This is a genomic window from Cryobacterium sp. Y50, assembly GCF_002929805.1.
Classification (GTDB): domain Bacteria; phylum Actinomycetota; class Actinomycetes; order Actinomycetales; family Microbacteriaceae; genus Cryobacterium.
In genome coordinates this window covers 14615-28693 of sequence record NZ_PJJM01000087.1, presented here as the reverse complement: position 1 = coordinate 28693, position 14079 = coordinate 14615, and the positions used below count along the sequence as shown (strand labels likewise).

Annotated in this window: 13 protein-coding genes; 1 reads left to right on the top strand and 12 read right to left on the bottom strand. The window is 64.3% G+C overall.

The window, feature by feature from the left end:
- Positions 1–102: 102 nt before the first annotated feature.
- Both CXY73_RS21955 and CXY73_RS21535 read right to left on the bottom strand, forming a co-directional pair.
- A complete protein-coding gene (locus tag CXY73_RS21955) occupies positions 103–489 on the bottom strand; it encodes a hypothetical protein (protein ID WP_158254080.1) in 387 nt (128 codons plus the stop codon).
- 198 nt (positions 490–687) lie between these two features.
- Positions 688–1512 (bottom strand): hypothetical protein, encoded by an 825-nt coding sequence (locus tag CXY73_RS21535; RefSeq protein WP_146071705.1) that lies wholly within the window; start codon positions 1510–1512, stop codon positions 688–690.
- 642 nt (positions 1513–2154) lie between these two features.
- Here CXY73_RS21535 and CXY73_RS08980 point away from each other — a divergent pair.
- Positions 2155–3303, top strand: coding sequence for a hypothetical protein (locus CXY73_RS08980; protein ID WP_146071704.1), 1149 nt, complete (start codon positions 2155–2157; stop codon positions 3301–3303).
- A gap of 139 nt (positions 3304–3442) precedes the next feature.
- Here CXY73_RS08980 and CXY73_RS08975 read toward each other — a convergent pair whose 3' ends face one another.
- From CXY73_RS08975 to CXY73_RS08930, 10 genes are all read right to left on the bottom strand, one after another.
- The gene (locus tag CXY73_RS08975) at positions 3443–3787 is read right to left on the bottom strand and encodes an HPF/RaiA family ribosome-associated protein (protein WP_104177513.1); all 345 of its coding nucleotides are present in this window, start codon (positions 3785–3787) and stop codon (positions 3443–3445) included.
- Between the two features lie 26 nt (positions 3788–3813).
- Positions 3814–4986, bottom strand: coding sequence for a serine hydrolase domain-containing protein (locus CXY73_RS08970; protein ID WP_104177512.1), 1173 nt, complete (start codon positions 4984–4986; stop codon positions 3814–3816).
- A gap of 2 nt (positions 4987–4988) precedes the next feature.
- Positions 4989–6650, bottom strand: a complete 1662-nt coding sequence (locus CXY73_RS08965) for an ABC transporter ATP-binding protein (protein ID WP_104177511.1) — start codon at positions 6648–6650, stop codon at positions 4989–4991.
- On the bottom strand, positions 6647–7519 hold the full coding sequence (locus CXY73_RS08960) for an ABC transporter permease (protein ID WP_104177510.1): 873 nt from the start codon (positions 7517–7519) through the stop codon (positions 6647–6649). The genes CXY73_RS08965 and CXY73_RS08960 overlap by 4 nt, the downstream gene beginning before the upstream one ends.
- A complete protein-coding gene (locus CXY73_RS08955; protein ID WP_104177509.1) occupies positions 7516–8472 on the bottom strand; it encodes an ABC transporter permease in 957 nt (318 codons plus the stop codon). The genes CXY73_RS08960 and CXY73_RS08955 overlap by 4 nt, the downstream gene beginning before the upstream one ends.
- On the bottom strand, positions 8472–9992 hold the full coding sequence (locus CXY73_RS08950; RefSeq protein ID WP_104177561.1) for an ABC transporter substrate-binding protein: 1521 nt from the start codon (positions 9990–9992) through the stop codon (positions 8472–8474). The genes CXY73_RS08955 and CXY73_RS08950 overlap by 1 nt, the downstream gene beginning before the upstream one ends.
- Positions 9993–10155: 163 nt before the next feature.
- On the bottom strand, positions 10156–10611 hold the full coding sequence (locus CXY73_RS08945; protein ID WP_104177508.1) for a thioesterase family protein: 456 nt from the start codon (positions 10609–10611) through the stop codon (positions 10156–10158).
- A complete protein-coding gene (locus CXY73_RS08940) occupies positions 10608–11585 on the bottom strand; it encodes a 3-hydroxyacyl-CoA dehydrogenase NAD-binding domain-containing protein (protein ID WP_104177507.1) in 978 nt (325 codons plus the stop codon). The genes CXY73_RS08945 and CXY73_RS08940 overlap by 4 nt, the downstream gene beginning before the upstream one ends.
- Before the next feature lie 4 nt (positions 11586–11589).
- Complete coding sequence (locus tag CXY73_RS08935) at positions 11590–12477, bottom strand: 3-keto-5-aminohexanoate cleavage protein (RefSeq protein WP_104177506.1); 888 nt, start codon at positions 12475–12477, stop codon at positions 11590–11592.
- 40 nt (positions 12478–12517) lie between these two features.
- Positions 12518–13405 carry a TetR/AcrR family transcriptional regulator gene (locus tag CXY73_RS08930; RefSeq protein ID WP_104177505.1) on the bottom strand — a complete coding sequence of 296 codons (888 nt, stop codon included), beginning with the start codon at positions 13403–13405 and terminating at the stop codon, positions 12518–12520.
- Positions 13406–14079 lie beyond the last annotated feature (674 nt).

Genomic DNA, 14079 nt, shown 5'->3' with positions numbered 1-14079 from the left:
AGGATTGTGCGCCAGCAGCAGTTGAGACCGAACATAGCGCGAAAGCACGGCGCCTGACTAGTAGGAGTAGTGGAACGAAGACGTCCGCTAAGCCTCGTTCCGCTACGAGCGTGATCGCAGCAGACGATAGCGAACCCCGAACCAGGCGACGGCGAACACCGTTATGCCGAGGCAGGCCAGGCCGGCGGCAAACACGCCGCTGTTGACCAGGTACGCGCCGAGCACGGTATTCATGACGAGAAGTACCGGGAAGGAGTCAGCACGAGCGTTGACCGTCAGATCCGGCTCGTTGCTGTCTGGTGGGCCCTCAACCATGCGCCGCTCGATCGACTTGCGCATCTGCAGTGACCCTATACCGGCTGCAACGATGAGTAGGCCGTATAGGACTGGGGGTATCCACGCGAGTTGCTCAGGCAGGACGTGCGCCACAGCCCACACGCAGATCAGAGCAAGCACGCCGCCGCTGAGGAACCAGGTCCTAGGCCGCATAAAATTTGCCTTCCCGTAGTGGCGCCGCCTGCCGACACCAGCTCTAGTCTGCCAGCCGACCAGACAACCCATAGGTTTCGACCAGAAAGGCCCGGCGATCAGACCCGTCTGCGATTACAGAAGGGGCGAATTCAACCGCTCGTCGCAACACTCGATTTTTGTGAGGTGTTGTACGTGTGGTCGAAGTATGAACCGTCTTTAGCGGCGGTGTCGGAGCATTTCGATTACTGACTTCGGGTCATCGGCTGCGAGTCGAATTTCGGTGATGGTGTGCTCCGGGGCGCGGCGTCTGCCCGTGAGTGTGATTGGTTGGGCGGATAGCAGCTGAATGCTGACGGAGCATCCGTTCGCGTTAGCGAGTCGCACGAGTGATCCGTCGACCAGGGGATAGGTCGCTATGCCGTCGTTTATCACTGTTGCGTTGCGGATGTTTGCGAAGTAGATAGTAGCGACGGTGTGGGTGCCATTGCGAAGTACGAGTGCTGTATTCGTGGCATAGTGCGGATGCTGCCAGCGTATGGCGATCACGCCGAAGAGGAGGATGAGTGCGTACAGGCTCAGCAACGTCACCGCGCTGGCCAGCGAAGGCGAAGGAATGACGAGGTGAAGGACGACAATCTCGATCATCGTGGCGACGGCGAAAGCGATCGGAGTCGCCAAAGTGCCTCGCGTTGAAACGATGGCAGTTCCGTTTTCTGGAACCCGGGGAGGGCGACGTGTCACGACTCGAGCGACCGCAGTTACAAGACCGACTTCTGCGACTATCGCCTTATGCACGGGGGCCGGCGGCAAGGACGCCGCGATACTCCTCCAACCAGCAAGCAACGGGATACCGCGCTTTCGTAAGATGAGCCCGGTGATCAGAAGCGTGATCCAGACAACGTCCAGTTCGGCTAAAGCGAGTACTTGAGCGACATCCGGATGCCCTGCCGCGTAAGCGCTGGCCCCGGCAAGAGCAAGACAAACTATGGCCAAGATCGCGAATCGTGTTTGTACCGTTCCAACGACCGTGTTCCCACCCATGGTTCGACTCTAAAGGGCGCGGGGAGAACACGGGTGAGAAACGTGTCCCCGCCCCGAGCAAAGTTCGCAAAGGAGCTGACGTCGTGGGTTCGTCACCCAACGCCCGCACCCGCAAGCCGCACCGCTACCGCGACGATTTGCGTGAACGGAACAACGCCACAGCGCTGACGGGGAACACGACTAAGCCTCCCGCGCAGAAAAGAGCAATCCACTCTCCGGTGGCCAAGCTCACCCACAGTCCGGTTGCGAGAATTGTCAGGCTGTAGAAAATTCCGAAAATTCAAATTCGACGTTGCATTGAGGTGATCTGAGCGGTGGACATGCCCTCAGGCTACTGGGCGCCCACAGAACATGCCATGCCGGGCCGAACGAAACGTCGTGGCCCAGAGAATGAATCCCACAAGCCGGACCTCCAGCGCACCAGAGCGACTGACGCTGTCGGCGGCGCGGCTGGTTTCGCGGCCCTTCCCACCGCTCGGTCGAGATAGTCCACAATGTCGTCGGGCAGGCGCACCGCAATCTGTCGGCTCATACTGCCAGCATATCATTTAGGGATTCATTCAGGTGTGTCGTACTCGCCGGTGCTGTTTGTCGAGGAAAGCACAGTTCACCAGGCAAAATGGCTGCTGCTAGGCTGACCGCATGTTACGCCGCAGTCTGATCAATCCGACCGTTTTGCTCGCGATCGTGGTCCTCAGCGGATGCACTGCGGGGCCTCAGGTAGAAACGTCAGCGTCAGGATCAGTCCCACCAACACCGGTGGCAGCGAGCGGTTACGCCTGCGACGACATTGCTGTCCTTGATGATGTGGCGCCCGTTTTCGTCACCGCCGACGGAACTGCGCCGACCCCGGTAGCCGCGTTCCAGCCAGCGGCTAACCTCACCGAGTACGCCGTGCCAGCCCTGGGGGGTCTGTCCTGCTCTTGGCGGGTTGGTCCCGCGGTCGGCAATCCGATGCAGAACCCCGTCGGTTCCGACTGGGCGTACGTCAGCGTCGAGGTCGTTCCCGGCGGCGCCGACTCCTGGGCGCCCTACAAGGTGGGCGACACCTTCTCGCTCGGCGACGGCCCCTCCGACGCCCCGATGACCATCGAAGGCATTGAAGCGGCGACCGGGTGCGGCGTCGAACCCGGCTGCTTCATCAGCGCACCGGTCGGCGATGCCTGGGTCGAAATCGTGTTGAGCACGAACTGGAACCAACGCGACGGTTGGTATTTCTCCGGGCTGACGCCCGACGCGATCCTGGCGCAGATGCAGCCGCTCGCGGCATCCGTTTTCACCGCTCTGACGGATGCTCAGCCCGGCCAATTGGTCTGGTCAGCGGTCGATCTGGTCGAACGCGAACCCGACTGCACCGGCGCGCTCGGGTCGCAGGGCATAGCCACGGCCCTCGGCGTCGACTCGCTCGACTACGAAGTCTGGTCCGTAACAAACAGCGGCTCGACTTCCTTCGAGAGCTACGTGGCGCAGCAGTCTGGGGTATTCCGCTGCTCCGTGCAGGTCGACGGCGTCCCGGTCGACTTGGCGGCCGCCGGCCTCCTGGGTACGTCCGTCACGGTCGGCTACGACCTTGCCGGACTCGTCGACACGATGGTCTCTACGCCAGACAGCCAGGCTCTGCCGACGGTTGCGCTGAAGGGCGCGGTCGAGGGTGAGCACGCCGTGCAGATCTGCACCGACATCACGCATTTCTGCATCGTGATCTTCTCACTCGGACAATCGGCCTACCAGGTCGAGTCGAACAGCGACACGGTGGCGGTCGCCGAAGCGATCATCGCCCACACCCGCTAACTGCCCAGCGCCGCCGGCGCGCCGTGGGACTGTGCGTTTCCGTCTTACGTTGCAATTTCCACGCCGGTGTCATCGCACTGAGGCGTCAAACCGCTAGGCCGGGTGGCGCGCTGCGTATCCCTCGAGCGCGTCACCCGGCCTAGATGACCTCGCCCATCGGGAGGTTGCCCTTACGGGCATCTAACTTTCCGAAGTGGCTCACCAGCAGGCTCTTCATCTTGTGCAAGGCGCCAGTCAGGGCTTCCTCCACGGCGTTGGCGTTTTCGGTGACGACGACGGGCGTGCCGCCGGCTGGGCGGGCCTCGAGCGTGCACTTGATGTCGTCGGCGCTGCTGCGGCCGGCGGTGCCATCGGAGAGGTGAACCTCAACCCGAGTCAGGCGTTCGCCGTAGCGCGAAAGGGACTCTTCGACGATCATTTCGAGCGCGCCAGCGACCCGTTCGGTGCCGTCGACGTTGCTGTCGGTATTGACGATGACCTGCATAATCACTCCTTCAATTGCGTACAACTTCAGGCTAGCCCTCCCTGATCCGAACCCCCTCCGCGGACCAGGCCGGGCAGTACCACCAGCAGCTCTTTCACACGGGTGTCGAAGTTCTCGGCGAGCATCTCGTTGGTCAGAAAAGAGAAGCCGAGGCTCTGCTCTGGCCAGGCGCCGTGCAGGCTGCCGCCCGCCCCGGAATGCCCGAAAGCCGACGCCTCCGGCCCGTAGGTACCGATCAGGTCGGCCAGCTCGAAACCGAGGCCGAAGCGCAGCGGCCGGTCGTTGATCGCATCGATACCCTCAGACCAGGTCTCGGTCGCCGCCGCGAGCGTGCCCGACGACACGAGTGATCCCAGCCGGGAGTACAGCGCGGCCATCCCATCGGCCGTCGCGATTCCGCCGCCGGCTGCCAGCTCTCCGCGATGCAGTTCGGGGGTGTTGGCGCGCAGGGACGTTCCGAGCAGAGTCTTGGAATACATCCGCTCCACTATTTTGCGTCGCTCCGGGTCGGTCAGGTAGGTACTGATCGCATAGCCCTCGGCTCGAAACATCGGAGCCACGCGCGATTCCAACGCGTCAGGGAGCCCCAAATAGATGTCGAGGTCGAACGGCCGCGCAATGAGCTCGTCGATCAGCTGCCCGGCACTCTGACCGGTCACCCGCCGAAAGATCTCGTTCATCAGGTAGCCGTAGGTGATGGCGTGATAGGCGACGCGGGTTCCAGGCTCCCACAGCGGTGCCTGCGCGCCGAGCGCGACGGCGTTGGCAGCGTTGTCGAGGTCGGCCCACTCCCCCGACGGTTCCGGGTCGACGTAGACCAGACCGACCGTGTGACTGAGTACCTGCGCCACGGTCACGCGTTCCTTGCCGGCGGCGGCGAATTCGGGCCAGTAGTGCGCAACCGTGCGGTGCACATCAAGCAGGCCACGGTCGACCAGCAGCGCGGCCACGGCGGCTACGACTCCTTTGGTGCCCGAGAACATCACGGCCAGCGTCTGTGGGCCCCAGCCGGTGGCGATTGCGTCGGTCGGTTCGGCGCGTTGTTCCGTGCTGCCGCCGTACAGGCGCACGAGCGGATGCCCGTTTCGATACACGCAGAACGCCATCCCGCCGCGGGACCGGTCGACCAGCTCGGTGAAGACCCGCACTAGCCGGTCGAAGCCAGGCAGATCGCCGTCATTGTGCGCCTGAACCGACACGGTTACAACGTCGGAACGTGGGTCAGCAGCTCGCGGGTGTAGCTGTGTTGCGGGTTCTCGAGCACTTCGTCGGTTGGTCCGATGTCGACGATGCGGCCGGCGTGCAGCACGGCCAGACGCTGGGAGATGTGGCGGGCAAGCGCGATGTTGTGGGTGACGAACACCATCGCCATCCCGGTTTCCACCTGCAGGGTGCGCAGCAGGTCGATGATTGAGGCCTGCACCGACACGTCGAGCGCGCTCGTGACCTCATCGCATACCAGCACGGAGGGGGCATTCACTAGTGCGCGGGCGATCGCGGCGCGCTGACGTTCACCTCCGCTGAGCTGGCCCGGCCGTCGGTCGATGAATGACGCGGCAAGCTGCACCTGATCGAGCGCCTCTAACACGAGGGCCCGACGTTCCTTGCGACTGAAGGTTCCCGACATATACAAGGGAACCGCGACCGATTCGCCGATGGTGCGACGCGGGTTGAGCGAGGACAGCGGCGACTGGAACACGTACTGGATGCGGTGGCGTTCCTCGGCGCTGCGCTGCCGCGTTCCGGGTTGCAGGGTCGTTCCGGCGAGGCTGACCGAGCCGGTGTAGCTGTCATTCAGCCCGGCGATGCAGCGGGCGGCCGTGGTCTTGCCCGAGCCGGATTCCCCGAGCAGCATGAGCGATTCGCCCCGACCGAGCTCGAAGTCGATCCCGTTGAGCACCGCGTTGCTGCCGTAGGACAGCCGCAGGTCGGCAACCGACAGCAGACTGGTCGAAGCGACGATGGGCGCCGTCAGGCGAGCGGATGCCGCCCGCTCCCGGCTGATGATCGGCATGGCTCCGGTCACCGCCTCGACCGCCCCGATGTGGTGGCGCCCGGCCAGGTCGGGCACGGCGTTCAGCAGCTTGCGGGTATAGGCGTGCTGCGGGTCGTGCAAAACCTGGTCGCTCGGACCTTGCTCCACGATGCGGCCGGCGAGCATGACGGCGACCTCATCGGCCACCTCCGACACCACGGCGAGGTCGTGCGTGATGTACAGCCCGGCGACGGCATGGGTCGTGACCAGCTGATGGATCGTCTGCAGCACGAGGGCCTGCGTGGTGACGTCCAGCCCGGTGGTGGGTTCGTCCATCACCATGACTTCGGGGCGAAAGGCGAACGCCATGGCGATGCCCACGCGCTGCTGCTGCCCACCGGAGAGCTCGTGCGGCCAGCGCCGCTGGTAAGCGGCATCGTTCGGCAGCCCGACGTCGGTGAGCACTTCGGCCAGCCGTTCCCGGCGAGCCTGCTCCGACGCGCCGTAGCCGTGTACGCGCAGCACCTCCATGATCTGAGTACCGATGCGCATAGCCGGGTTCAGCGACAGGGCTGGGTCCTGCGGAACATAGGAGATGGAGCCACCGCGCAAACCGCGCCGACCGGCATCCGCCAGCGCCAACAGGTCGGTGCCATCAGAGAGTTCAACGGTGCCGCCGACGTGCGCGAGTCCGGTGCGAAAGTAGCCGAGGCAGGCTAGCCCGGCCGTGGTCTTGCCGGAGCCGGATTCGCCGACGAGGGCGAGCATCCGTCCCCGCTGCAGCGTGAAGGAGACGCTGTGCAAAATTTCCTTGCCGAGGGTAGTGGCCACACGCAGGTCGGTGGCCTGCAGCGCTACCTCGGTCTGCTGCTCGATCAGTGTGCTCATTTGCTTTCCTCCACGGTGGCCGAGGCGCGCGCGACGGCGTCGGTGATCAGGTTGCTGCCGACGGTCAGAATGGCGATGGCGAGCACCGGCAGAATAACGCCCCACGGCTGCAGGGTCAGGGCGATGCGGTTCTCGTTGATCATCAGGCCCCAGTCAGCGGTCGGCGGCTGCATGCCCAGGCCGAGAAAGGACAGCGATGCGATCGCCGCGATCGAATAGGTCATCCGCAGGCCGAGCTCGACCATCAGCGGGCCGGTGATGTTGGGCAGCACATCCTTCAGCAGAATCTTCCAGCGCGGCACCGCGTACATTTCCGAGGCTCGAATAAAGTCCTCAGTGATGACGGCGGATGCCGCCGAGCGCGTCACGCGGGCAATCCGCGGCGCGTGGGTGATGCCGATGACCAGCACCACCACCCAGCCCTGTGGGCCGAGCACGGTGATGGCGAGCAGGGCGAAGACTAGCTGCGGCAGGGCCAGCAGCACATCGTTGCCGCGCATGATGATGCTGTCGAGTTTGCCACCCTGGTAGGCGGCGAGCATGCCGGCGGCGGTTCCGAGCAGCATGCCGAGAGCGGTGGCGAGGGCGGCGAAGACCAGCAGAGTCAGGCCGCCGTCCAGGAAGCGGCTGAGAATGTCGCGACCGAGGTTGTCGGTGCCGAAGACTCCATCGGGCTGAAACGGGCGCCCGGTGAATTCGGTGCTGGTGTACCCGGTGAGCCAAGGCAGCAGCAGGGGGCCGGCGACGGCGACGAGCACGATGATTCCGGTGAACGCGAGGCCGATCCTGGCCTGGCGCTGACGGATGATGCGGCGCAGCAGTCCGGGCGGCGCAGCAATCGTCTCGGTGGGAGTGTCAATCGTGGTCATCGGATTCCTCCCGTGCGCAATTTCGGATTGGTCACAATGCCGACGATGTCGGCAAAGAGGTTGACCACGACGTAGACGGCGGCGATCAGCATGGCGAGGGCCTGCACGACCTGCACGTCCCGGTTGGTCACTGCGTCGACGAGCGCCTGGCCCACGCCTGGGTAGCGGAATAGAAACTCGACGACGACGATGCCGCCGGCGAGCCAGGCGAGCTGAATGGCTACGACCTGGGCGACCGGTGCGATCGCGTGCGGCAGGGCATGCCGCCAGATGACCTGGCGTTCGGGAACGCCCTTGAGCCGGGCCATTTCGACGTAGCCGGAGTCGAGCACCTCGATCATCGTGGTGCGCATCATGCGAATGATGTAGGGCATGACGACGAGCACGAGGGTCAGCACCGGCAGAATCAGCTGGCTCGGGTAGTCCCAGACCTGCTCGCCGGGCGGGGCCATCGTCACGGAGGGCAACACAGTGAACACGGTGGTGGAGAACAGGGTCACGAGCGCGATGCCGATCACGAAGTCGGGCAGCGCGGCGAGCACGAGCGAGATTCCGGTGGCGGCGTGGTCGCCGGCCTTGCCGCGGCGCAGGGCGCTGTAGGTGCCAACAAGGATTCCGACTGGAATGCTGATTGCGGCCGCAGCGACCATGAGTACGAGCGAAGCGGCAATGCGATCACCAAGCAGAGCGGCCACCGACCCGCCGGACGCAGCGGAGACGCCGAAGTCGCCGACGAACAGACCGCCGAGCCAATGCAGATAGCGCTGCGCAAACGGATCGTTGAGGTTCATCTGCTCGCGCAGGGCCTCCAGCCGTTCAGGAGTGGCCTGCTGGCCGAGAATGGCCTGGGCCGGGTCGCCCGGCAGCAGCAGGGTCGCCACGAAGACCAGCATCGAGACGACGAGCAAAATGACCGCGCTGATCGAGAGACGGCGAAGAATGAGACCGAGCATCAGTGCTGCCCGCCCATCCACACACGACGAAACTCGAATCCGGACAGCGGCAGGCCGGTGCCGTTGGGCACGAGACCTCCTACGTAACGTTGGTAGGCATCCGCTTGGTTGGGGTAGCCCCAGATGATGTAACCGCCTTCGTCATATTCGATGGTCTGCGCCTCGGTGATCAGCTCGTTGCGTTGGGTCGGGTCAATGGTCGATTTCGCCTGTTCGACCAGTTCGAGGAAGCGGGGGTTAGCCCAGTGCGTTTCGTTGTAGGGCGAGGTCGGCAGCGAGCCGCTGTCGACCTGTGGCAGAAAGTTTCGGGTGTACCAGAAGTCCTGTGCGAAATCCCACTGCAGGTAGTCGTCACCGAAGAAGGTGGTCGTGTCGACCCGGCGAATGGTCACGGTGATACCCGCGGCGCGGGCCTGCTGGGCAAAGACCTGCGCCGCTTCGACGACACCGGCCTGGATCGGCGCCGTGACCAGTTCCACCTCGAGCCCGTCGGGGTAGCCAGCCTCTGCCAGCAGTTCCTTGGCGCGATCGATGTCCTGCACGCGTTGCGGCAGGTTCTCAGCGTAGCCGGGGTCGTACAGACCGTACATGTCGTTGCCGACGGTGCCGTGGCCGCTGAGCACCTGTTCGACCATTTCTTCCCGGTCGACGACCAGTCGAAAGGCCTGGCGCACTCGCACGTCGTCGAACGGGGCACGGTCGACACGCATGGTGAACGGCAGCCACATGCCGGTTTCCGAGTTGAGAATATCCACCCGCGGGTCGGTTTTGAGCACCTCGAGCAGGGCCAGGGGAACCTGTCCGATGGCGTCGACCTGGGTGGACAACAGTGCGTTGATCAGGGCGTTGTCGTCGCTGAAGTTCAGAATGCGCAGCTCGTCGAGGTATGGCTCGTTATCCTGCCAATAGTTTTTATTGCGGGTGAAGACGCTGCGTTGCCCGGCGGTGAACGATTCGTATCGGAACGGTCCGGTGCCCACTGGGTTCTGCGGGTCGTAGTCGTCCGGCACGATGCCGAGCGAATATTGCCCGAGCGAGTCGTCGAAGGTCGCAGTGGGCGTGTTGAGCCGAAATTCCAGCAGGTAGTCATCGAGCACGACGACTTCGTCGAGAATGGTCAGGCTTGAAGCCCCCGACTTCGGATTCTCCGGGTCCGTGATGCGGGCAAAGGTCGAGGCCACGTCGCGGCCGGTCATCAGATGACCGTTGTGAAAGGTCACCCCCTGGCGCAGGCGCACGGTCCAGGTCTTGGCATCGGCAGAGGGCGTGGCCGAGAGCGCGAGCAAGGGCTTGAGGTCGAAGTTCTCGTCCCGGTAGAGCAGAGCCTCGTAGAGGTTGACGACGCGGGCGATGTCGGTGGTGCCGACCGGAATGTGCGCGTCGAGGGTGTCCGCCGCTCCGCCGCCGACCAGGCCGACTCGCAGAATGCCACCGCGCTGGGGTGGTCCGGTGAGCGCCGGCAGCTGGGCGACCGCCGTACCGCCACACGCGGTCAACAGTGCGCCTACGCCGATCGCCATGCCGCCACCGAGAACGTGGCGACGAGAGAAGAAGCGGGCGGATGCCGCGGAGAGCGCCGAGCGGGCGGTGCCCGGCGAATTCGGACCAAGTGAAGAGATAGACATGGGACTCTTTTTCGGTTGCAGAACGTGAAACGGCAGCTGACGGCTGGCTGGTCAGGGGTTAGAGCGAAACGGTGCGACCGATCCAGTCCGGTGCGGCGGTGGAACCGGGCAGCTGGTGGTCGCTGATCGCGGTCGCCACGGGCGCGGGGAACGGCGTGGTGCGGCCGGTTCCGGCATCAACGTGCAGGGCGAGCAGCTCTTCGGTGGCGATCAGGGTGTTGCCGGAGCGCATCTCGTGCGCGAGGTGCAGCTTCTTTGCTCCGGCGCCGACGACGGTGCTGGTGATCGTCAGGTCGGCGCCCTCTCCCGTTTCGGCCAGATAGCGTACGTGCGCTTCAACCGTATAGAGGGAGCATCCGCTAAAGGAACGGTAGGCCGCGTCGAGGCCGAGGCCATCCATGACCTGGTCGGTGGCGAAGCCGAAGGCGAGCACGTAATACGCCTCGGAGAGGTGGCCGTTGTAGTCGATCCAGTCCGGCTGCACGGTGCAGTGGTAGGAATCGAGCACGCTCATGCGCGGCGTCCCTTGATTTCGTCGATCACGTTACGCACGGCGATGATGGCGGCGTCGCGTTCAATGATGAGGTCGTTGACCGAGCGCTCTTCGGCGGCGTCGACGCCGGCGATGACGGCTTCACGCAGGTCGTCGGTGAGTTCGGGGGCTTCGAGCCGGGTCCACGGCGATTTCAGCGACGGGCCGAAGTGTTCCAGCATGTGGCGCATGCCGCCCTGGCCGCCGGCGAGGTGGAAGGTGGTCATCGGGCCGTGGATCGGCCAGCGCAGTCCGGGGCCGTCGGTGATCGAGCGGTCGATCTGCTCGACGGTCGCTTCGCCGTTGTCGATCATGTGCAGGGCCTCGCGCCAGAGCGCTTCCTGGAGGCGGTTGGCGATGAAGCCGGGCACCTCACGGTCCATCTTGATCACGGATTTGCCGATGTACTCGTAGAAGTCGGCGGCCCATTGCACTGCGGCGGTGCTCGTGGCCTCGCCACCGACCACCTCGACCAGCGGAATCAGATACGGCGGGTTGAACGGATGCCCGACCACCAGCCGACTCGGATTCGCGGCCCGGGTGGCCATATCGGTCATGCTGTAACCCGAGGTGGATGAGGCGATCACGACACCGTCGGCGGTGGCCGCGTCGATGTCGGCCAGCAGGTTCTGCTTGAGTTCGAGCACCTCAGGGGCGCTTTCCTGCACGAAACCCACGCCGGCGACGGCCTCAGCAATGTCCGTGTGCACGGTGAAGTTGCCGGGCGATGCGTCCGGGTGAAGGCCCAGCAGGGTCAGCGCCGGCCAGGCGGCGTCGATGAGCTGACGCACCTTGGGTGCGGCGTCTGGAGCCGGGTCCCAGACCCGCACGTGGTAGCCCTTGGCGAGGTAGTAGGCGGCCCAGCCGGCACCGATGGTTCCGGCGCCGATACAGGCGATGGTGCGCACATCGGCGACGTTGCCGCGGACGTCCGTTTCACTGGTGATGTCGGTCATGGTGCTAGGCCTTTCGGTCGAGCTGAAGAATGTCGCGGGCTTCGTCGGGAGTGGCGACGCTTTTGCCGAGGTCGTGCACGATGGCAATGGCCCGTTCGGTCAGTTGCACGTTGGTGGCTTTGACCCCCTTGCTGAGGTAAAGGTTGTCCTCCAGGCCCACTCGCACGTGGCCGCCGAGCAGCACCGACTGGGCGACCCAGGGCATCTGATTGCGGCCGATCCCGAACGAGGTGAAGTTCGCGCCAGCCGGCAGCATGTTGACCATGGCCTGCAGCAGGCCGGGATCGGCCGGGGCGCCGTAGGGAATGCCCATGCACAGTTGGTATAGCGGCGGCGGGGTGATCAGGCCTTCCGCTACGAGAACGTTGGCAAACCAGAGGTTTCCGGTGTCGAAGATCTCCATTTCGGGCTTGACGCCGAGCTCCTGGATGCGGGCGGCACCCTCGCGCAGCATGTCCGGGGTGGAGATGTAGACGTTGCTACCCTCACCGAAGTTGAGCGTGCCCATGTCGATCGTGCAGATCTCCGGGCGCAGCTCCTCGACGTGGGCGAGCCGTTCGAGGCCACTGACCAGGTCGGTGCCCGGCAGCTGTCGGGTCGGGTTCGACGGGTCGAGCACCAGGTCGCCGCCCATACCGGCGGTCAGATTGATGACCGGGTCGACGTCGCTCACTTTGATCAGGCGCACGACCTCGCGGTACAGGGCCACATCGCGTGAGCTTTGCTTCGTCACGATGTCGCGAACATGAATATGCACAACGGATGCCCCGGCGCGGGCCGCCGCCACGGCATCCGCTGCAATCTCGCCGGGAGTGACCGGAACGTGTTCGCTCTTGCCCGTGGTGTCACCGGCGCCGGTGACGGCGCAGGTGACGATGACCTTCTTGTTCATGTGGAGCTCATTTCTGTAGTCCTGTACATGGTGGGGCGGTTCAGGAAGTTGGGGTCACGACCGTGCGGTCGATGAATTTTGTGATTTGCGCATACATCTGATCCGAAGTCAGCATTCCGGTCAGCACCTTGATGATCAGGCCGTCGATGAGTGCGGTGAGGTGTTGGGTGAGCTCGTCTGCATCGACCGAGATGAAGCATCCGCTGTGCTGCCCGTCGACGATGATGTCGTGCACGGTCTGCGACCAGCGGCGGTAACTCTGCGCGTGCCCTTCCCGCCCGGTCGGGTCTACGGCGGCTTCGGCCCAGGTCTGCAGCCAAATCGACATCTCGGCGCGGCCCCGCTCTCCGGCTGGCAGTTGTAGAAAGGCCAGGCGTTTGAGCCGGTCGACCGGGTTGGCAAAAAGGTGCAACTCGGCGATTTGGCGGTCGAAGGCGAGTTTGACGGAGAAGCGCAGCGTTTCGGCGAAGATCTCACGCTTGGTGCGAAAGTAATAGTGCACGGTGCTGTCACTCGTGCCGCTTGCCGCGGCGATATCAGCAATGCGCACCGAGGAATAGCCGCGCTCGGCGAACAACCACCACGCCTTTTCGACGATGTTCCTGCGCTTCTGGGCGTGGCCGCTGTCTTCGCGGTGCCGGGTCGGCAGAATCGTCGCGGCCGGCACGGCTGACACCCCCCTGGCATCGTCGGTGCCCGACAACAGCCAGTTCACGGTCACACCGGCGGCAGTGGCGAGCTGGGTCAGCTCATCCGGGCGAAACCGGCGGGTGCCCTTGAGCGCCTTGGACAGCTTCGTTTCGTCGATGCCGATATGGCGGGCGACGTCGCGCTGGGCGAGGCCGGAATCATGAATGGCAGTGCGCACCCGCACCAGGAGTGCCGCACGGTATTCGGCCTGGGTGGCGCCCTCTTCTTGCGATTGCATTTGACCAACACTAACCCAACCTTGCGATTCACGCAGTTCTCGGCGACAGGAATTGCGACTCACGGATGCGTCTGGGAGACTCCGGCAGTCGCCAAGACTTTGGCCGGAGCCTCCGCTGGACAGCATCTTGCAGTAAGCGGAACGGCCGATCCTTCTTGGCGCCCGGATCTCGTTGGGGAGACCTATGCGCAGCTCGTGACCGTCGAGACTGCCAATCACAGCCTCGAACTGGCGTCGAAGGGCTGGCGCGAGTCAGCGAACGCACAGCTCAACATTATCGACAAGGTCATCACCCATCTCGTTGACCGCTGAGGAACAATCGGTGCGTTCAGTGGTGGATCCCCTTTTCGGACGAATCCGATGTCACGCTCGACGTTCGGCTTACGGGCACGACGTTTCGAGGGCCGCGTCGGCAATCCGAGCCAAGCAGGCTCGAATTAAGGCTGCGGGATCAGAAAGTGCGCGACGGCTGTCAGGGCCAGGATTACCGGCACGGCGAAGACGGTACTTCGGGACATACCGCCCAGCCACCGGTTTGCTCTGGGCCGAAGCAGCAGCCCGGCGATGACAGTCGCGAGCAGCGCGAAGAGGATACCTGCGCTAATCAGCGATACACGAAAAGGCCCAACCGGGCAGGACCGGCTGCGCCATCCAAAGCACTAGCAAGCCCAGAA